Genomic DNA, 19,725 nt, shown 5'->3' on the forward strand with positions numbered 1-19,725 from the left:
GTATTCGGAGGGCGAACCCGACATTTGGCTGGGTGACCAGTCAAATGTCGACCCGATCAGTGGAGGTAGGAGGCGCCGTTGAAGTCGAGGACGGCGCCGCTCGACCAGCCTGCTGCTGGGGAGGCCAGCCAGTAGATCGCCTGGGCGACCTCCTCGGCGGTGGCGGCGCGGTTGAACGGGCTCTGGGCGCGGATCGAGTCTCCCTCGGGCCCGGCCAGCCACGCCTCGGTCATGTCGGTGGCGATGAATCCGGGCGCGATTGACGTCACGGTGATGTCATGTGGCGCCAGCGATACCGCCAAGGACTGCCCCAGAGCGTGCAAACCAGCCTTCGACGCACCGTAGGCCGGCACGTCGGGCTCGCCACGAAACGCCCCGCGCGACCCCACGTTGACCACCGCACCACGCCGTACGCCCTCGGCCGGGTCCTTGTCGAGCATCTGCCGGGCCACGCACCAGGTCAGGTGAGCCGCTCCCTCCAGGTTCACCGCGAGCGTACGACGCCACGTCGACACCCACTCGTCGTACGACGTCTCGGCCAGCGGATGCCCGATCCGGCGGGACCCGGAAACCGGCTCGTCGACGAACAGCGCGGCGTTGTTCACCAGTACGTCGATCCGTCCGAGCGCGACGGCCGATTCCTCAACCAGGGCAGGGATTGCGGCCGAATCGCCAAGGTCGGCGGAGACCACCGCATGCCCGTCGCCGGGAAGCCCGGAGCGCACCTCCTCGGCTCGATCGACCGCGCCGCGGCAATGCAGCACAACCCGGTCGCCGGCCTGCGCGAACACCTTCGCGACCGCCGCCCCGACACCTCTCGAGGCGCCGGTGACAAGTACCCCTCTGGACACGCTCTCTCCCTCTCGTCGACTGCGCCCCATTCTGCCTCGGCGGCAGGATGACATCAGAAGGGGTTGACAGTGACGTCACGATGACGTCATAGTTGCAGTCATGGAACTTGATCACTATCTCGAGTCGGTACGGCGGAGCGTGGAGAACGCGACCGCCCTGGCCGACGACCAAACTCGCTCCGTGGCCCAGCGCCTCGGAGCCACGCTGGATGACGCGGGCCGGCTGGCCCTCATCTCAGCCCTGTCCGACGCCGCCGGGGAGATCAGCCGTGAGCTGTCCCCCGGTTCGGTCGAGCTCCGGATGGCTGGCGGCCGTCCCGAGTTCGTGGTCACGCCGGCCCCGAGCCAGCTGACCGGCCCCGACGACACGGACGACGAACTGAACGACGACGAGACCGATGCCGAGGCCACCGAGGCGCTCGCACCGGAGGCCGACGAGCCGACCGCGCGGATCACGCTGCGGCTGCCGATGTCGGTGAAGAACAAGGTGGACGAGGCCGCCGCGGCCGAGGGCATCTCCTCGAACGCGTGGCTGATGCGCACCGTGATGACCGAGCTGAGCGACCGCGGCCGCCGCGGCCCGCGCCCACCCCGGCCCCCGCGCTCACCGCGCGGCGGAGTGTTCGGCCCCGACGGACCGCTTGGCCCGAACGGTCCCCTCGGCCCCGATGGCGTGTTCGGACCGGACGGCGTGTTCGGCCCGGGCGGACCTTTCGGCGAGGAGGGCGTCTTCGGACCCGAGCGCGGCCGGCGTGGCCGGGACCGCGACCGCGGCCGGGATCGTGACCGCGGCCGGGATCGCGGCCGGGGACACGGTGGACACGGCCCGGGTCAGCGGATGACGGGGTGGGTCCAGTGAGCTCGAGCAGCCAAATGACCGCCGAGCCCGGCGAGATCGAGCGGGTCCGGATCGAGATCGGCTCCGGCCGGGTCGAGATCGTCCCGACCGATGGCGAGCAGACCGAGGTCTCCCTGGAGGTCGACGGCGGTTCCGAGGAGGACGTCGTCTTCAAGGTGCACGACGGCGAGCTGATCGTCGAGGGTCCACGCAACGTCCGGCGCGGCCCGGACATCCAGGTCCGGATCGCTACTCCGGAGACCCTGGACGCACGCATCAAGACCGGATCGGGTGACATCTTTGCCCACACGTCGCTGGGCACGGCCCGGCTGTCGACCGGCTCCGGTGACGTACGACTCGAGCGAGTCGAAGGCGACCTCGGAGTCAGCACCGGCAGCGGTGACGTCAAAGTGGACTTCGTCGCCGGCGCGCTCCGGGCCGGCACCGGCTCCGGCTCGATCGACATCAACGAGGCCGCCGACGCGATCGGGCTGAGCACCGGCTCCGGTGACGTCCGGATCGGCGACGCGGCCGGACCGACCACGGTCAAGGTCGGCTCGGGTGACATCACCATCGAGCGGATCCGCGACCACTCGGTCGCCACCTCCGGGTCCGGTGACGTCACGGTCGAGAGCGCCGAAGGGCCGAGCGTTCAGGCCGAGACGGCCCGCGGCGACGTCCGGATCGGCGTACCCGATGGACTGCCGGCCTATCTGGACCTGAAGACCGTCACCGGGCGGATCCGGTGCGAGCTGGAGCCCGGCGAGAAGCCGGCCGAGGGCGACCGCGCACTGATGCTGCGGGCCCGCACGGTCTCCGGCGACATCAGCGTCGTCAAGGCCTGAAGCACGAAGCGCCAGAAGGTTCCGCCGGCCGCACGCTCGGCGGGACCTGGGCGAAGCATTGCCAAAACCACTCTGAGGGGAGCAAGGACGATGATCACCGAACACCAGGAAATCGCACGCTACAAGGTCGCCGAGCAGTTGCGGGCCGCCGACGCCCGGGCACTGCGCAAGGGACCGAGGGCCGACCGCGTCGGTGGGCCGCGGCACGAACTGGCCGTCGTGCTGCGGAAAATGGCCGACCGGCTGGAGCCGCAGCCGCGCCACCGCCGGACCGGATTGTCGGTCGTCCGATGACCGGCCCAGCGGCCGCGCTGTGCAACTTGCTGCAACGACTGGGTCTGGTGACCATGGGGACCCGCAGCCACTGCTAGCGTTCGAGCCGATCATTTACCGGGTCGACTAGGGGAGTAATCAACGATGCAGCGCCCGATGGCCGTCGTCACCGCAGCCACCGCCGCCGTCGTCCTGCTGGCCGGTTGCGGCGGCAAGGACGACAAGTCCAGTACGACGCCCGAGGGAGGTGGCGCGAGTACCGCCACCACCCCGTCGGCGCCGCCAGTCGCCTCCTTCGACCCACCCAAGGCTTTCGCTGCGGCGTCCGCGTTCGGCATCCCGCGCACCCCCAACGACAACGAGTACTCGCTGAAGGCCGGCATGGTCGGCCAGACCTCGCTGATCGCCGGGAAGACCGGCGTCACGGGCCGCAACATTGCCGCGCAAGGCGACCCGTGGACGGCCCAGGCCAATCCCGCGGCCACGACCAAGACGCTTGACCTGACCGCACCGATGGGCGTCCAGCTGGACGGCAAGGACGTCGTAGCGATGGCCTACGTCCAGAAGGACGAAGGAAACGGCACCCAGAAGGCCAAGGGCCAGGTGGTGTTCCAGTGGCTGGACGCGACCGACGGCAAGAAGGTTGCCGAGGTCACCGCGGACCTCACGCCGGTGCTCGGCCCCGGCCAAGGCGGCGACGACGTAGTGAGCCAGTCGTACGACGCCGCCACCGGACAGATCGTGGTCGGTGTCGGAGCCGACGGCCAGGAGGCCGCCAAGAAGGGCGGCGAGGTCTTCACGGTCTACGCCGACCCGAAGACGAAGAAGTCGAGCGTCATCCCGTTGGTCACCCCGGCCGGCGTACTGAACGGCGTCGTGGCCGGTGCGAAGGGCAAGAACCAGGAAGGTGCGGCCGACGGCACCGTCGTGCTCGCCGACGGCGCGACCGGCAAGATCACCAAGCAGGTCCCGACCAAGCAGGACTACCTGAACCCGACCGGCAGCGGCTCCCAGCGCGCGTACCTCTCCTCGAACATGTACGTCGGCAACGACAAGTACAGCAGCGCCATCTACTCGGTCGACCTCGCCACCGGCGCCGTCGTCCAGACCAAGTGGTCCCTCACTACCGACCGCGTGAACGCCAAGTGCTGGGGCGACCAGGCCAAGGCGGTGGTCTGCACAGGCGGCGGGAACGGCGGCAGCGAGATCCTCGGCTTCGACGACACCACCGGTAAGAAGGCTTGGGGATACACCGACAAGTCGGCGAACCGGGTGGTGCCCACAGTCACCGCGGCGTTCCACGGCATCGTCTACGCGCAGACCGAGGCACAGCCCGTGCTGATGGACGCGGCGACCGGTAACGACGTACCGACCACCACGCCGACTCCGACCACCGGCGCCACTCCGACCACCGGCGCGACGCCGACCGAGGGCGCGACTCCTACCGGCACGCCGTCGCAGGGCAGCGACCCGGGCAGCGCGAACGGTTCGGACATGTCGCTGTACGACGGCAAGACGCAGTCGCCGGATGCCGTCACGCAGTACGGCGGTGTCTACCTGCAGCCGGCGGGCGGCAACAGCTACGACCTCCAGACCATCCTGATCGCACTGGCGCCGACCGCCTGATCAGCCGAGCTTGCCAAAGGCCCCGGATTCGTCCGGGGCCTTTGTCGTGCCGAACTGCCTGATCTGACGGCCCGGTCTCGAACCGGGCTGTGCTCAGACGTCCGTACGATGGAAGTTCTTGTACGAGCGCGATGGCGTCGGACCCCGCTGGCCTTGGTACCGGGAGCCGTACTTCGCCGAGCCGTACGGGTGCTCGGCCGGCGACGACAGCCGGAAGAAGCACAGTTGGCCGATCTTCATCCCCGGCCAGAGCTTGATCGGCAGCGTCGCCACGTTCGACAGCTCGAGCGTGACGTGCCCGGAGAAGCCGGGGTCGATGAACCCCGCGGTCGAGTGGGTGAGCAGCCCGAGCCGGCCGAGCGAGGACTTCCCCTCCAGCCGCGCCGCCACGTCGTCGGGCAGCGTGACCTGCTCGTATGTCGATCCCAGCACGAACTCACCGGGATGCAGGATGAACGGCTCGTCCCCCTCCGGCTCGACCATCCGGGTCAGGTCGGGCTGTTCCTCGGCCGGGTCGATATGCGGGTATTTGTGGTTCTCGAACACCCGGAAGAACCGGTCCAGCCGTACGTCGACACTCGACGGCTGCACCATCGCAGCATCGAACGGATCCAGCTGGACCCGCTTCGCGTCGAGCTCGGCCAAAATGTCACGGTCGGAGAGCAGCACGAACGCAACTTAGCAGCGTGCTGCTTCCCCGCCCAGTTTGAACCTCGTATCCGCCTCACCCCTGTACCGGCTCCCCGGTACCCGGCGACCAGTCATCCGGAGCCCTCAGCTCTCCGGCGGGACCACGCCTCCGGGCTTCCCGAGCACCTCCGGCCCCTCCAGCTCCGGCACCGTTGCGGCGCACCGGAGACCCAACGGGGGCCTGAGGCAACGAACTAGCCGGCCAGCTTGTTGAACCGCGACACCTGGCTGGCGAAGGTCTTCACCTGCGCCGGCGACCAGTCCTTGAGCAGATCCTCGATCACCTTGTGCCGCTTCTTCCGGGCCGCCGCCAGCTTGCGCTTGCCCGCCGCGGTCAGGGTCAGCAAGGTCGCCCGCGCGTCCGACTTGTCGGCCGCCCGCTTCAGCAGACCCTCCTCCTCCAGCCGCGCGCATGCCCGGCTGACCGGCCCCTTGTCCACCTCGAGCGCGGCGACCAGGTCGGCCATCCGCACTGGTGCCAGTTCCTCGACGTGGTTCAGCAACGCGTACTGCGCCGGCTCCAGGTCCGGATGCGCCTCGTCCGACAAGGTCCGCTGCAGACTGCGCAGCCGCCGGCCGAACGTGACGAGCTCCTTCTCCAGGTTGTCCAGCGCGTCACTCGTGTCTGTTGCCACCATTCACCCCTTCATCCAGTTGCCCCGCAACCATCTTGTCCGGTCCTGGTGAGGACCGCATCCTCACGTGTTGCGTCGAATGTTGCCCCCGGCAACGCGTTCTAATCTGCCAGAAGATGACGAAACTGCCCAGTCCTGAGCGTGCCCTTTGTGGAAAACTCCCCCGGAACCCCCACGCCAAACCGCCGTACCGACCTTTTCCCCTACCACCTTCCCGACTTTGTGCACCACATCCGCGTCGCGCGGACTCCGCCGTACGGACGCCATGCACAAAGTCGACAGACGTCGACGCCGCCGCGCGGACCCGGCGTGGCTCCGGCTCGGCCGATCGGCTATGCTCTTCTCCGCCTGCCGGGTCCGCCCGGCTTGCGGGTGTAGTTCAATGGCAGAACATCAGCTTCCCAAGCTGACAGTGCGGGTTCGATTCCCGTCACCCGCTCCACAGCAAAGCCCCGGGTCAGAGGCAAGTTTCTGACCCGGGGCTTCGTCATATTGGTGACCTGATACCGGCCGTGTGCCCGTTACGTGCCGATGTTGCCTGATCGGTCATCTCTCAAACGCCTGACCTACGAATCGTTGCCGCAGACACCTTTTCGGATTCGGTCAGGAGGCGCGCGGTCCTCAGGTGGGTGACCACCACACCCAAGAACAACGTCACTGCCGAACGAGGTACGGCGAAATCATCAAGTCGAGTTGCTCGGTGAGGAACTCGGTGAGGGAGCCCCAGCCATTCACGGCCCAGACCTGCAGGGCACCGTTGAAACAGACCAAGGTGTGCCGGGCGAGCGCCGGTACGTCGGTGTCCGGACGCAGCTCGCCGGCCTCTTGCGCGGCTCGATAGAGCCGGGTGCAGCTGTCCACGATCGCGGCCGACTGCGCCAGCGCGTGCTGCCGGAACTCGGGATCGGCGACGTCGAGCTGGACGAACCCGAGCCCGTTGCCGAGCTCCTCGCGGTGCTTGATGTGGGCAACGGCCGTCAGGGCGAAGTCCCGCAGGGTCGCCAGCGGCGAGGTGTTGCGACCGTCAGCCTCCTCGACTCCGTGCAGGACCATCAGCGGCGAACGGGCGGCCGACGCGAGCAACAGACCGCGCTTCGAGCCGAACCGCTGCATCAGGGTCGGCGGCGCCAGCCCAACCCGGGCACCGACCGCCGCCAGAGTGAGCTTCGTCGGCCCCAGCTCGGCCAGGACCTGGCGGGTCGCGTCCAGGATCGCGTCGTCGCTGACCAGCCGCGGACGAGCCACCGCGTCGCCTCCCCGTTTATGAATGGCCGTTCGTTAATTCATGAAACAGTAACAGATCTTTGTTCGATCAGTTATTCACGGCAACGGGTGAACGACGGGACCCCGAAAACGGGCCCAGCGGGCGCTCGTTGCCCGGTCCCACCCGTCCGCGGGCCGGGCTCGTCGTACCAACGGGAGCCTTCAATGCGTTTCGCCCGCACCGCCTTGGGCCTGGTGCTGACGCTGGCCGGTCTGGTGGTCACGTTCGCCGGCGCCGCAGCCGCTTTCTGGCTGGTCGGACCGGACAACACCGTCACCACCGACAACCAGCAGCTGACCAGCAAGGGCCTGGCCGTCATCACCGCCCCCGACCTGCTGGACCGGCACGGCCCGATCCTGCACGTCACCGCGACCGGCGACAGACCGGTGTTCGTGGGCGTCGGGCAGGACTTGGATGTCTCCGACTACCTGGCCGGCTCCGCGCACACGCGGCTGATCCGCTTCGACATGCCGGCCCGGTTCGACACGCAGGACATGCGCGGCGGCGACGCCAAGCTGACCCCGCCCGGCGACCTCGACTGGTGGGTCGCCCAATCCGTTGGCTCGGGCAAGCAATCCGTCGCCTGGCCGATCCAGGACGGCCGGTACGACGTCGTCGTGATGAACGCGGACGGCACGCCGGCCGTGGACGCGCAGGTGCGGTTCGGAGTCGAGGTCCACCGGCTGTTCGGGATCTGCCTCCTGGTGTTCGGCGCCGGAATCCTGCTCCTTACTATTGGCCTAATGCTGACCTTCCGCCGCCGCCCCGCTGTCGCTCCAGCACCGGTTCGGACCCCTGTGGTCCACCGTCCGCCCGCGCCTCAGCCGGCCCGGCCGGCCGTGATCGCCCCGCCGGCCCAGCCCGCGCCGATCCCAGTGGTCCAGGCCGCCCCAGCGATTCAGCCGGTGGCAGCGCGCGAGGCAGAGGTCCCGAAGCTCGCCTCGCCGATCAACGAGGCGCCGATGCTGATGAAGCCGGCCGACGTGGCGAAGGCCAAGGCGAAGTCCCCCGCGTTCCTGGTAGCGGTCGGCGTGGCCGACGACGAGCCCGAGTACGACGACCGCCCGGCGTACGACGGCCAATCGTCGTACGACGACATCCCGGTGCAGGAAGGCCGAGCGTCGTACGACGAGACGCCAGGCGACGACGAGACGTCCGAGAAGGACGATGCAGAGCCGGAGACGGTGGCGCTGGAGGAGTCGCCGGAGTTCCAGAAGAGCGACGAGGCGGTGAAGAAGACCGCCGCGCTGCTGGCCAGCGGCGCCTTGTTGCTCACGACAACGAGCTGCGGCCTGCTCCCGGCCAAGAACACGGTCAGCGCCGCGACCCCTGAGACCAAGCCGGCCGTCACGGTCGCCGACGCGAAGGCCGTCGTCCAGCGGTACAACCAGATCAACAACCAGGCGAACAAGGCCCGCAACCCCAAGCTGACCGAAACGATCGAGGGGAACCCGACGCTGGCGCAGAGTCGGGCCGGTTTCGTGATCAGCAAAGCGACGGATGCTGCCGGCAAGGACCTGATCAAGCCGTTCACCTATACCAATCCGCAGATCGGCGCGCCGGCGTTCAGCTCGTATCCGATGCGGTTCGTGGTCACCGCCGGTGTCTCGACCGCGCCGGAGAACATCGAGCTCGGCGTCTGGCAGCGGCAGAGCGCGGGTGCGCCCTGGCTGCTGACCAACTCCGTTTACCCGCTGAAGACGATGAACGTGCCCTCGATGGAGGGACTGCGGACGCCGGAGCAGGCCGACCTGGACAAGCTGTACAGCACGCCCGCCTCGGCCGGCGCCAACCTCGCCACCTACCTCTCCGGCGGCGCGACGTCCCCGAAGGCGACGCTGTTCACCCCTTCCCCCGGTACGACGAAGCTCCTGCAGCAGCGGGCCACCTCGAAGGTCAGGGACGTCAAGGAGTCGTACATCGCCAGCGTCGTCGACACGTTCAAGATGTCCGGCGAGCCGCTGACGTTCATCACCTCGAGCGGCGAGGCGCTGGTCTTTCTGTCTCTCACCGAGCAGTACCTGCAGCGGGTCGAGCCGGGGTCGAACGCCTATTGGACCAGCGGTGACGTCACCGCATTCAGCAAGATGGTCAAGTACACCCAGAGCCTGTACCAGGACTACCTGCACCAGGTCGCGCTGGTCATCCCCACCAAGGCAGCGGGCGGCAAGATCCGCGTCCTCTCCATCGACGGCCAGCTAGTCGGCGGCGGCGGCGCCTGAGCGCCCCCACCCTCGGTCGAGCAGCCAGCGCCACCGCGGCTGCTCGGCCACCACACACGCGACCGCAAGCACGCTGACCACGACAGCAACCGCAGTCGGCCAAGCAACCCACGACGACACGACCGCCGCGACCAGCTGCAACAACACCAGCAGGACCGTGACGAACCCAGGCACCGCGACGACAACGCGGGCCTTGTCGCCTGACGTCTGAAATACGCTCGGCAGACCAATCAGTACGACGACCGACGCGACGGCGAGCACGATCGAGTACGGCGCCAGCGCCCACGGCGTCGCCACCCAGGCAATCAACTCGGTGCTGAACCGGAGCACCGACGCGACGCGGCTGTCAGGCGAGGTCTGTGTAGTCACGGCGGAACGATGTCACGGCGGTCTCCGCCCGTCCACGCCGTTCCGGAAATGAACGGCAAACGGTTGTCGAAGGATAGTTCCGGCTGATTGACTCCCGGGGTGAGGTTTTTCCCATCCGCCTGGGAGTATCAGTGGACATCACCCGCCGCCGCTTGCTGTCGTTCGTCCCCGCCACCGCTCTGTTGACCGCAGTCAACCCCGCACCGACCGCCCGCGCCACCACCTCAGCCACGACGATGGCGAGCCAACTGCTGACCAACGCGGTCGCGATCTACGCCGGGACGGCGGACTCGAACGCCCGTCCGGAAGTCGCCGCCAAGCTCGCCGCCCTCGACTCGACGGCCCGGACCTGGCTCAGCGCGATGGATCGCGCAGGCACCGGTGAGCTGTTCGCGGGGCTCCCCCTCGGGACCAGCGATCCGAACCTGAGTGCGTCGTACCAACACCTCTACGAGATCGCCCTCGCGACCAAACGCCCGGGCCCGGCCTCCGACCTGCAAGGCAACGAGCAGGTCCGGCAACGGATCGCCGAGAAGCTCGTCTGGTTGCACGAGAACTACTACGGCGACCAGTCGAAGGGGTACTACGGCAACTGGTTCACCTGGGAGATCGGCATCTCCACCTTCGTGTCGAAGACGCTGGCGCTCCTCGATGCTCCGGCCGCACTCGTCACGCAGTACGTGCCCTCGATGGACGCCTATCTGCGCAACGGCAAGGACGGCGACGTCGACCTCGACTCGCGTTTCCACACCGGCGCGAACCTCGTCGACATCACCGCCAACCGCGTCCTGCAGGGTGCATTGATGGGCGACGACGCGCGGATCCGCAAGGCGCTGCAGGACCAGTTCACCGTCTTCGCCACCGTCGACCCGTACAACCTCCAGCACGGCGTCACCGATGGGTACTACGCCGACGGCTCCTTCATCCAGCACTCGTCCGTCGCCTACACCGGCTCGTACGGGAAGGCCCTGCTCAGCCGGGTCGTGCAGACGATCAAGGTGCTCGCCGGGACGGAGTACGCGCAAAGTGACGACCTGGTCGGCGTGGTCCAGGGCTGGGTCGAGCACGGGTTCGCGCCGCTGATCTTCGAGGGCTGGATGATGGAGATCGTCAAGGGCCGCGCGGTGTCCCGGACCGCGACCGGGTACGACGACGTGGCGGTCGTCGTCGAGGCGATCGTCGACCTGGCCGACTACGCGACCGGCGACGACGCGGCCCGGTTGAAGTCGTTCGCGAAGTACACCGCGCGCCCGACGATCAACCCGGCCAACTTCGTCTCCCCGGTGAGTGTCGCGCGGTTCGCCGACCTCAAGGCCGACCCCGCGATCGTGCCGGCCGACCTCAACCCGGCCTCGAGCAGTACGGCGTTCAACGCGATGGAACGCAACGTCCACCGCCGGCCCGGTTACGCCTTCGCGCTGGCCCGCAATTCGGAGCGGATCAGCAAGTACGAGTACATGAGCGGCGAGAACCTGCTGCCGTGGTTCCAGGGCGACGGCGCGCACTATCTCTATCTGGCCGGTCAGGACCAGACCCAGTCGTACGGCGTCGACTACTTCACCACCGTTTCGCCGTACGCGCTCGGCGGTGTCACCGCTCCGGTCGAGGTGCGCAAGACGATCCCGGAGCTGTACGGGACGCCGTACTACAGCAACCCCTCGCATCCACTGAACTTCACGTCGTCGTCGGAGTCGCAGAACGCCTACGTGTACTTCCCCGTCGGCACGAACACCTACTCGGGTGGCGCGACGCTAGATGCCTATGGCACGGCCGGCTGGATCCAGTCGAGCGACTTCGCCTATGCGTCGCGCGACATCCTGCCGGACGATTTCGTTGTCTACCGCAACGCTTCGGCGACCAAGTCCTGGTTCATGCTCGACGACGAGATCGTCGTACTGGCCGCTGGCGTCGGCGACGACAGCCGGCCGGTGACGACCACGCTCGACACGCGGATCGCCGCGACTGGTGACGCCGTCGCGATTACCGGCGTACGACGGGATGGCGGTGCGTGGAGCGGGACGGGTACGACGGATCCGCGGTGGCTGCGGTACTCGAACGGCGGGGTGGCGCTCGGGTATTACTTCCTGCAGGCGAGTCAGGTGTCGGTCGAACTGCGGCAGGTGACGCGGAGCCGGCGGGTGGTTCGGACGTCGAATCCGGACACGGCTGTCAGCAAGCAGGTGTTCGGGTTGACCGTCGCACAGCCGGCCGGGTCGAAGCGGTCTCTCGCTTACGCGTTGGTGCCTAACGCAACGGAATCCGCGCTTCGTTCCTACCAGCATGGACGGGTCGTGGTGCTCTCGAACACCCCGCGGCTGCAGGCGATCCAGCATCTCGGCTTGCGCCTGACCGGCGCCAACACCTTCGCCCCGGGGCAACACAACCTGCCCGGTCTGAGCATCGACGGGCCCGCATCCGTCCTGCTCCAACGCCAATCCAGCGCCGTCACCGTTGCCGTCTCCGACCCCACCACTGCCCGCGACACCATCACCGTCAACCTCTGGGGCCAGTACCTCAGGGGCGCGGCGCCCGGCGTACAGGTTGTGCGTACGGCGACGGGGACGCGGCTGACCTTCGACACTCACCACACGTATGGAAGGAGCTTGACGGTCAGCCTTCTTCCAGCTTGGTGATCAGCGTCTGCATGGTGGCGAGCGTCGTACGCAGCTCATCCAGGTCGACGCTCTTGCTGAGCTGCGTGGTCCAGGGGTGCTGCGCGACAGAGATCTTCCGGATGGCCAAGTAGCCGGCCTCGGTGCAGGCGAGCAGTTTGGCGCGGCGGTGGGCTGGGTTCGGCCTGTACTCCGCCAGGCCGCGCTCGACCAGCAGGTCGGCGATGCGCTGCACGCCCTGTCGGCTCACGCCCATGGTCCGGCCGACCTCGGCCACCGTGTGCGGCTGGTCCAGTACGCCGCCGAGGACCTGCCACCACGCGGCGGTCAGTCCGCCGTGAGCGGCCAGGTCCTGGGCGGCTTCCATCAGCCGCGCGTTCAGCCGGAAGGTGGCGATGATGACGTCGGTCAACAGCGCACCACCTTCCGACGCCGACTCCGGAGTCGGCCACTCGTCGCGAGGGGGAACCGTCATCAGCCGACGAGCACCGGGTAAGCGGCCGGGTCGGCGCGGTGGAACACACCTTCGTACGCGTCCAGCTTGGCCTCCGACGCGAGGCCCAGCCGCTGTAGCACCGCCCGCGCGAACTGCACCGGCGAATCCGGCCCAGCCGTGATCAGATCACCATCAACCACAGCCCGCTCGTCGACGTACTTGTCGCCGCCCTTGTAACCGCTGAACTCCAGATACTCCCGGGCCGCGCTCGTGTGCCTGCGATCGTCAAGAATCCCCGCCCGCGCCAGCCCGCTCGTCGCACCACAAATCGCCGCAACGGGCACGCCTGCATGCAGGAATCGCCGCGCCAGCTCCGCAAACGCCGCGTGACCGCCTTCATCCCACTGAGCCGACCCAGCCAGCACCAGCAGATCCCCACCCTCAGGCTCGACCTCAGCCAGCACCACGTCCGGAACGATCCGCACCCCACCCATACTCACCACCGGCTCCGCCGACTCCCCCACCGTCACCACTCGCCACTGCTCCCCGGTGAACCGCCCCGTCCGCAGCTCAACCAGCAGATGCCCAACTTCCCAGTCCGCCCACGTCTCATAAACCGCCACATAAACTGTCCTCATAGACAACATGCTGTCACTACGACAACATGTTGTCAATAGCTCAATGAGTTCATCTCCTGTAACGCTTGCGGCTGTGAGCGTGCGACGAGTGACACCGGACGACTGGGACGAACTGTGGCCGTTGCTGCAGGGGTTTGGGACCGAACTCGGCGAGGCGGAGGCGCGTTCGGTCTTCGCGGAGCTGATGGGGGATCCGCGGTGGGCGATCTTCGGGTACGACGACGGCGGCCGTCTGCTCGGCTACGCCGCGGTACAGAACTACGGCCCCCACCTACGAGCCGGCCGCCGTCACCAGGGCCGCCTCCACGACCTGTACGTCGACCCAACCCAACGCCGTACCGGCATCGGCCGAGCCCTCGTCGCCGCGGTAGTCGAGTGGGCAGCCACCCAAGTCCGCTGGCTCGAATGGCAAGCACACCACGAACGAGCCGCCCCCTTCTACGAACACCTGGGCTACAAGGGCCTCCCCTGCCCCCAACCCGACTACCCAACCTTCGAGATCGAGTTCGCACCCGCCGCGGCGCGCCGAGCCGTGTTGCAGGAGCCGCTCGGCGAACCGGATGGCATCGACGTCGCCGCGGAGCTGATCCGCGGGCGCGAGGACGAACGCTGAGCCGCGCCAGGCGGCATCGGCCTCCGATGGAGGCTGCTTTCCGGAACATAGTTTGCGCTCAGCGCAATTTATGTTCCGGAAACCGCAGTGGGGTTGGTTGGAGGTGGAGGAGGGCTAGGGCGGCGAGGGTCGTTGTGGTGGCGCTGAGGGTTAGGGCGTGGTGGGGGTTGAGGGCGGCCAGGAGGTTGGTGGAGGGGATCAGGGGAATGGTTTGGGCTAGCGACAGTAGGGACTGGAGGCGGGTGAGGTGGGAGCGGGGAGTGCTTTGGACGAAGAGTGGGGCTAGGTGTGAGGTGAAGATGCCGACGCCGATTCCCTGGACGAGCCCGGCAGTCGCGGCGGTCCAGACGGTTGGGGACAACGCGAGGACGGCGATCCCGGCCGACGCCAGCAGACAGCCGAGGCCGGCGACGAAACCAGGGCGCTGCCAGGTGCCGAGCCGGGCGACGGTCAACGTCACGAGCAACCCGCCGGCAACGGATGCGCCGACGACGAGGCCGGTCTGCATCGCCGTCCATCCGTGCGTACGCGCGAGCAATGGCACGCACAGCGACGTCACCGGCAGGACGAAGGCGGCGACCAGCGCGACCACGAGCAGGACAACCCGAAGCACCGGATCGGCCCAGGCGACGCGCATCCCGTCCGCGGCCTCCCGCAGTACCGATGTCCGCTCGAGCTGAGGCCTCACGTCGTACGGCGGTCTGATCGCGAGCAGGACGACGAACTCGACCACGAAGCTCAACCCGTCGACCACCAGCGCCCCGACCAAGCCGACCGCGGCGACGAGCAGTCCGCTCACCGGTCCACCGACAAGCCTGACGAGTTGGTTGAGTGAGGTGTTGAGCGCCATCGGCTTCGCCAGTTCGTCGTCGCGGAAGAACAGGCGGGGCAAGGAGCCTGCTGCGGGGTAGGGCGAACGCGTCGACCGTCCCGATGACCGCCGCGGTCACCAGCAGCAGGCCGGCCGTCGTGCCGGAAAGCTGGACGGCAAAAGACAACAGGAAGCAGCACGTGCCGACGACGGCAGAGCAGACGAGCAGGACGCGGCGAGGACCCCAGCGGTCGCCGAGCACGCCGCCGAGCAGGAGGAGTACGGCGCGCGGCAGGGTGAAGGCGGTCAGCACCAGCCCGGCGACGTGTGGCGCGATGCCTGTCGCCGCCCAGCCGAGGGCGAAGAACAGCGCGGTGTCGCCGAATGCCGAGAGTGCCGAACCTGCCAGCCAGCCGTAGTAGGACCGGTTCACCCGTCGAGGCGGACAGGCATCACCAGCGTGGTGAACGTGCCCTGATCGGCGGAGCGTACGACGACAGGCCGGTCGGGCGCGCAGATCTCCAGCAGTACGTCGGGCCCGACACTCGCATCCAGAGCCGCCGCGAGCAGCGATGCGGTGAACCCGATCCGCACCGCACCCGACCCGATCACCTCGAGCTTGACCTCACCGTCGATCCGCAACTCCGCCGAATCGATGTCGAAGGCAACAACTTCCCGCCCCTCGAGCACAGCCAGCAATGCCGGCCGATCCACCACCACCCGGCACACCGGCGGCGTCAGCCCGTCGAGAATCTGCTGGTACGCCGGATACTCCGCCGAAACGACGGCAAGCTCTCGCACCTCGCCGTCCCGCACGAACGCCGCACCCTCCGACCCAACCTCGATCCGCACAACCTCTGCCGCAGCCACCCACCTGCTCAACGCGACCAACTCCGACGCCTGCACCAGCAACCGAGCCGAAGGACCACTGAAGTCCACTGGCTGGACCGTGCGAACCGAAAGCCGGTAGCGGTCAGTCGCAACAAGACTCACCTCGTCCGGCGCCAGCTCGATCAACACACACTCAAGCGCCACCAACAACTCCTCCGACACACCATCGGCGGAGGCGGAGGCCGGAGCGGGGTTGGGGGCGTAGGCGGAGGCCGGAGCGGGGTTGGGGGCGGAGGCGGAGGCCGGAGCGGGGTTGGGGGCGTAGGCGGAGGCCGGAGCGGGGTTGGGGGCGGAGGCGGAGGCCGGAGCGGGGTTGGGGGCGGAGGCGGAGGCCGGAGCGGGGTTGGGGGCGGAGGCGGACGCGGAGGCGGGGGTCGAGGCGGAGGCGGGGGTCGAGGCGGAGGCGGGGGTCGAGGCGGAGGTGGGGGCGGGTGGGAGGGCGGCTGCGGGGGTTACCTGGCGGAAGGCGCTCGCGAGCTCCGGACCGCCGAGAGTGACCGTGGTCCGATCGGCGAGCAGTTGAGTCAAGAGGTGTTCAGCCGCGGCACGAGCGGCAGCCGTCTTCGCCTCGACGGTGCGGAGATGCGCCCGTACGAGGGACGCCAGCTCGGACGGAGTCGCGTCCAGCGCGACCCGGACCTCGGCCAGTGGAAGGTCGATCTCGCGGAGGTCGCGGAGTAGGCGAGCTCGGGGCTCCTGCGACGGTGAGTAATAGCGGTAGCCGTTGCTGTCGTCGACTTGAGCCGGCGGTAGTAGGCCGCAGTCGTCGTAGAAACGGAGCGCGCTGGGCGCCAAACCCACCAGCCGGGCGAACTCACTGATCGTCAACATGCGGTCGACCCTCAGCCCTCAAGCAACCCGAAGGTCAAGGCCGGAGCCGTCCCAGCAGGCTGAGGGTGCGGCCGAGCTTCTCGCCGCGGACCCACTCCAGGATCTTCTTGGCGGACCGCTCCGGCGCGACGTCGCCGCGCACCGACCGCGGCACGTGCTTACGGATCTCGGCGGCATCAGCAAGCGCCTCCTCGATCTCCGCGTCCCGCCAACCGCGCACCGCCAGACGTTTCCGCCGTACGTCGTCCGGACAGTCCAGATGGAGCCAGCGACCCTCCGGCAACTCGGCCGGCAGCCCCGGCGTCAGCAGCAGTACGGCGATCCCGGACCGGCGGATCAGCTCGGTGATCCGCAACCAGAGCGCGTTGTACGCCGGCCAGATCGGCGCGGCCGTCGGACTGGCGATGTCGATCCCGAGCAACCGCCCGTGATCGTCCAGCAACTCGTCCATGTCCATCACGACCAGGCCGCCCGGATTCAGCCGCACCAGCTCCGGCACAACCGTCGTCTTCCCGGCGCCCGGCGCTCCCGTCACCACGAACAACCTCGTCACAGACATAGTGTCCCGCGTGCGGGGTAGCTTGAGCGATGGTGGCGTCCAGGTGCGTGCATCGGGGCCGTTGAGAAGCGTCCTCGATGCGGGGTTCATCGTGGACGCTTCTCAACGGTCGCGAGGTGCGTGCATGGGCGTCAGCAGCGCCAAGCTACCCCGCACGCGGGACACTGGGTGTGGGTCACTCGATCGAAAGACTCACCGGAGATCCCACATCTCGCGGCAAAACCAACGGCCCACGGACGCCCGGAGTGATCGAGCCGAGCACCCGAGCATGCCGCGCACCGGTGCACGAAGGCACCGTCCCCGCCAGCCCATGCACGGTCAGAAACCCGAGTACGGCGAACGCCAGCGCCTCCTTCGCCGCCGACGGCAACCCCAGCTCGTCCGTCGATCGCAACGGCAACGACCCGAGCTCCGCCGCCAGCTGACGCATCAGCACCGGATTGCGGATCCCGCCGCCCGCCGCGATCACCTCAGTCCCGCCATACCGCCGTACGGCGTCCGCCACCGTCCGAGCGGTCAGCGCAGTCACCGTCGCCACGAGGTCCTCAGCCGGGATCTCAGGCAACCCCTCCATGAAACGGGCCAGATAAGCGAGGTTGAACAGTTCCTTGCCCGTGCTCTTCGGCGCGGGCCGACCGTAGTACGGCTCCGCCAGCAACCGCTCGAACAACGCAGCGTGCACCTGCCCGCGCGCAGCCATCACACCGTCCGCGTCGAATGCCCGGCCGGTCAGCTCCGCGACCACAGCATCGATCAGCGCGTTCGCCGGCCCCGTGTCGAACGCAACAGGCTCGTCTCGAGCCACCGTGATGTTCGCGATTCCGCCGAGATTGAGCGCAACCGGTACGCCGGACCGTCCGCGCAGCCACAGTACGTCGATGATGCTCACCAGCGGTGCACCTTGCCCACCGGCGGCGACGTCGCGCGCCCGCAGATCAGACACCACCGTCGCCCCGGTCGCCTCCGCGATCCACGCCGGCTGCCCGAGCTGCAGCGTCCCGCGGACTGTCGAGCCCTCGACCCAGTGGAACAACGTCTGCCCGTGCGACACGATCAGATCGGCCTGCCCGCCACACAACTGCTCGACCGCCTGCCGCGCGACCTCGGCGAACGCCTGCCCGATCCCGGTGTCCAGCCGGCACACGTCCTCCATCGACGTACTTGCCGGTGGCAACGATCCGGCGATGGCCGCCCGCAACCCGTCGTCGTACGGCCGGCTGAGCATCCCCAGCGGACTCAGCACCAGCCGGTCCCCGTCCAGCCGCAGTTCCGCCGCCGCGGCGTCGATGGCGTCGTACGACGTCCCGGACATCAGGCCGATCACTCGCATTTCAGTCCCGCAACTCCCGTCGATGGTCGTCTCCGCGCAGCGTGAGCAGTGCGACCACACTCACCGCGCAGGTCACCACAACGTAGTACGCCGGGATGTCCACGTTCTTGGTCCGCTTGATCAACTCGGTGATGATCAGTCCGGCCGACCCCGAGAACACCGCGTTCGACAGCGAATACGCCAGCCCGAGCCCGGTGTAGCGAGCCCGCGTCGGGAACATCTCCGCCAGCATCGCCGGACCCGGCCCAGCCATCAGCCCGACGACCAGCCCGGCCACGAACACGGCGATTCCCTTGGCCGCGTTCCCGGACTCCTTGTCCTGCAGCAGATTCATCAACGGAAACGCCAGTACGACGACCAGCGCCGCCCCGGCCACCATCACCGGCCGCCGCCCGCTCCGGTCACTCAGCCAGCCGGCCGGCATGATCGACGCCGCAAACCCGGCATTCGCCAGCACCGTCGCCACCAGCGCCTGCTCGAACGTCGCGTTCAACGTGGCCTGCAAGTACGACGGCATCACCACGAGGAAGGTGTATCCGGCCGCCGACCAGCCCATCAGCCGACCGATCCCCAGGGCGATGGCCCTCGCCACCTCAGCCTTCGAAGCCGGTTGCCGGTCAGAAGACACCCGGGAGAAGCTCGGCGTCTCGTCGAGCCGGAGCCGCAACCACAGCGCGACCAGACCGAGCGGCAACGCCAGCAGGAACGGCACCCGCCAGCCCCAGTCGTTCAGCGCGCCCTTGCTCAGCGCGGTCGCGAGGATCGCCGCCAGCCCGGCCCCCGTGAGCAGCCCGAGCGCCACGGTGAACGACTGCCAAGCGCCGTACAGTCCTCGCTTCGTCTTCGGGGCGAACTCGGTCATGATCGACACCGCGCCACCGAACTCGCCACCCGCCGACAACCCCTGCAGCGCCCGCACCGCGGTCAGCAACCAGGGCGCCGCCGCACCGACCGTCGCGTACGTCGGCAGTACGCCGATGAGCGTGGTCGACCCGGTCATCAGCAGCAACACCAGGATCAGCGTCGGACGCCGGCCGATCCGGTCGCCGATCCGGCCGAACACGGCGGCACCGATCGGCCGGAAGAAGAAGGCCAGCGCGAACGAGGCGTAGGTCTTGATCAGGCTCTCGGCGTCGCTGGTCGACGTACTGCTGAAGAAGTTCGCGGCGATCACGGTCGCGAAGAAGCCGTAGGCGCCGAACTCGTACCACTCGACGAAGTTCCCGACCGTCCCGGCGACCAGAGACCTCCTGGTCCGGGGGTTCGAGGTGATCTGACCAACTGAGCTCATCGGATTCCCATCGACCGAAACTTTTTCCCCTCCCGTCAGCCATCTTCGTCTATTAATTCCCAGTGCGCGACCCCCGCTTGACAGCGTGTCCCCGGCCGTC

General features: G+C 68.3%; 19 protein-coding genes, 1 tRNA gene and 1 pseudogene. 8 read left to right on the top strand and 13 right to left on the bottom strand.

All coding sequences use genetic code 11. From position 1 onward, the window contains the following. Positions 1–56: 56 nt before the first annotated feature. The gene (locus EV646_RS37505) at positions 57–851 is read right to left on the bottom strand and encodes an SDR family NAD(P)-dependent oxidoreductase (RefSeq protein WP_241996584.1); all 795 of its coding nucleotides are present in this window, start codon (positions 849–851) and stop codon (positions 57–59) included. A 100-nt stretch (positions 852–951) separates the two neighbouring features. Between EV646_RS37505 and EV646_RS37510 the strand changes: the two genes are divergently transcribed. From EV646_RS37510 to EV646_RS37525, 4 genes are all read left to right on the top strand, one after another. After that, positions 952–1,710 (top strand): hypothetical protein, encoded by a 759-nt coding sequence (locus tag EV646_RS37510; RefSeq protein ID WP_132157393.1) that lies wholly within the window; start codon positions 952–954, stop codon positions 1,708–1,710. Positions 1,711–1,724: 14 nt separating this feature from the next. After that, positions 1,725–2,534, top strand: coding sequence for a DUF4097 family beta strand repeat-containing protein (locus EV646_RS37515; RefSeq protein WP_241996585.1), 810 nt, complete (start codon positions 1,725–1,727; stop codon positions 2,532–2,534). Positions 2,535–2,624: 90 nt separating this feature from the next. Next, positions 2,625–2,828, top strand: coding sequence for a hypothetical protein (locus tag EV646_RS37520; protein ID WP_132157397.1), 204 nt, complete (start codon positions 2,625–2,627; stop codon positions 2,826–2,828). Between the two features lie 123 nt (positions 2,829–2,951). Further along, a complete protein-coding gene (locus EV646_RS37525; RefSeq protein WP_132157399.1) occupies positions 2,952–4,433 on the top strand; it encodes a PQQ-binding-like beta-propeller repeat protein in 1,482 nt (493 codons plus the stop codon). 93 nt (positions 4,434–4,526) lie between these two features. Here EV646_RS37525 and dcd read toward each other — a convergent pair whose 3' ends face one another. Next, positions 4,527–5,102: a dCTP deaminase gene (gene dcd, locus EV646_RS37530; protein WP_132157401.1), complete on the bottom strand. Its 576-nt coding sequence runs from the start codon at positions 5,100–5,102 to the stop codon at positions 4,527–4,529. Between the two features lie 215 nt (positions 5,103–5,317). Next, complete coding sequence (locus EV646_RS37535) at positions 5,318–5,761, bottom strand: MarR family winged helix-turn-helix transcriptional regulator (RefSeq protein WP_241996586.1); 444 nt, start codon at positions 5,759–5,761, stop codon at positions 5,318–5,320. Positions 5,762–6,126: 365 nt separating this feature from the next. Between EV646_RS37535 and EV646_RS37540 the strand changes: the two genes are divergently transcribed. Continuing rightward, positions 6,127–6,200: transfer RNA gene (locus EV646_RS37540), tRNA-Gly, on the top strand. Positions 6,201–6,412: 212 nt separating this feature from the next. On the opposite strand, the gene EV646_RS37545 is transcribed toward EV646_RS37540, so the two are convergent. Continuing rightward, positions 6,413–7,003, bottom strand: a complete 591-nt coding sequence (locus EV646_RS37545) for a TetR/AcrR family transcriptional regulator (protein ID WP_158291124.1) — start codon at positions 7,001–7,003, stop codon at positions 6,413–6,415. A gap of 183 nt (positions 7,004–7,186) precedes the next feature. Here EV646_RS37545 and EV646_RS37550 point away from each other — a divergent pair, with 183 nt between their 5' ends. After that, entirely contained in the window at positions 7,187–9,244 is a 2,058-nt protein-coding gene (locus EV646_RS37550) for a DUF8094 domain-containing protein (RefSeq protein ID WP_132157405.1), read from the top strand. Here EV646_RS37550 and EV646_RS37555 read toward each other — a convergent pair. Then, positions 9,221–9,613 (bottom strand): hypothetical protein, encoded by a 393-nt coding sequence (locus EV646_RS37555; RefSeq protein WP_132157407.1) that lies wholly within the window; start codon positions 9,611–9,613, stop codon positions 9,221–9,223. The two genes, EV646_RS37550 and EV646_RS37555, sit on opposite strands and share 24 nt — an antisense overlap. A gap of 131 nt (positions 9,614–9,744) precedes the next feature. Here EV646_RS37555 and EV646_RS37560 point away from each other — a divergent pair, with 131 nt between their 5' ends. Next, complete coding sequence (locus EV646_RS37560; protein WP_132157409.1) at positions 9,745–12,246, top strand: polysaccharide lyase family 8 super-sandwich domain-containing protein; 2,502 nt, start codon at positions 9,745–9,747, stop codon at positions 12,244–12,246. Here EV646_RS37560 and EV646_RS37565 read toward each other — a convergent pair. Next, on the bottom strand, positions 12,224–12,700 hold the full coding sequence (locus EV646_RS37565; protein ID WP_132157411.1) for a MarR family winged helix-turn-helix transcriptional regulator: 477 nt from the start codon (positions 12,698–12,700) through the stop codon (positions 12,224–12,226). The two genes, EV646_RS37560 and EV646_RS37565, sit on opposite strands and share 23 nt — an antisense overlap. After that, positions 12,700–13,299, bottom strand: a complete 600-nt coding sequence (locus EV646_RS37570) for a DJ-1/PfpI family protein (protein WP_199237471.1) — start codon at positions 13,297–13,299, stop codon at positions 12,700–12,702. The genes EV646_RS37565 and EV646_RS37570 overlap by 1 nt, the downstream gene beginning before the upstream one ends. 73 nt (positions 13,300–13,372) lie before the next feature. Between EV646_RS37570 and EV646_RS37575 the strand changes: the two genes are divergently transcribed. Further along, positions 13,373–13,912: a GNAT family N-acetyltransferase gene (locus tag EV646_RS37575; RefSeq protein WP_199237473.1), complete on the top strand. Its 540-nt coding sequence runs from the start codon at positions 13,373–13,375 to the stop codon at positions 13,910–13,912. Between the two features lie 58 nt (positions 13,913–13,970). Here EV646_RS37575 and EV646_RS37580 read toward each other — a convergent pair whose 3' ends face one another. From EV646_RS37580 to EV646_RS37605, 6 genes and pseudogenes are all read right to left on the bottom strand, one after another. Further along, positions 13,971–14,804 carry an MFS transporter gene (locus EV646_RS37580; RefSeq protein ID WP_132157416.1) on the bottom strand — a complete coding sequence of 278 codons (834 nt, stop codon included), beginning with the start codon at positions 14,802–14,804 and terminating at the stop codon, positions 13,971–13,973. Positions 14,805–14,826: 22 nt separating this feature from the next. Further along, a pseudogene (locus EV646_RS41100) lies at positions 14,827–15,156 on the bottom strand (MFS transporter); the annotation flags it as partial. Beyond that, positions 15,153–16,445: a DNA polymerase III subunit beta family protein gene (locus tag EV646_RS37590; RefSeq protein ID WP_132157418.1), complete on the bottom strand. Its 1,293-nt coding sequence runs from the start codon at positions 16,443–16,445 to the stop codon at positions 15,153–15,155. The gene EV646_RS37590 and the pseudogene EV646_RS41100, both read right to left, overlap by 4 nt. Before the next feature lie 34 nt (positions 16,446–16,479). Continuing rightward, positions 16,480–16,998 carry an AAA family ATPase gene (locus EV646_RS37595; RefSeq protein WP_241996587.1) on the bottom strand — a complete coding sequence of 173 codons (519 nt, stop codon included), beginning with the start codon at positions 16,996–16,998 and terminating at the stop codon, positions 16,480–16,482. A 181-nt stretch (positions 16,999–17,179) separates the two neighbouring features. Continuing rightward, positions 17,180–18,334, bottom strand: a complete 1,155-nt coding sequence (locus tag EV646_RS37600) for an anhydro-N-acetylmuramic acid kinase (protein ID WP_132157420.1) — start codon at positions 18,332–18,334, stop codon at positions 17,180–17,182. Between the two features lies 1 nt (position 18,335). Next, a complete protein-coding gene (locus EV646_RS37605; protein WP_132157422.1) occupies positions 18,336–19,625 on the bottom strand; it encodes an MFS transporter in 1,290 nt (429 codons plus the stop codon). Positions 19,626–19,725 lie beyond the last annotated feature (100 nt).

Source organism: Kribbella antiqua (assembly GCF_004345665.1).
GTDB lineage: Bacteria > Actinomycetota > Actinomycetes > Propionibacteriales > Kribbellaceae > Kribbella > Kribbella antiqua.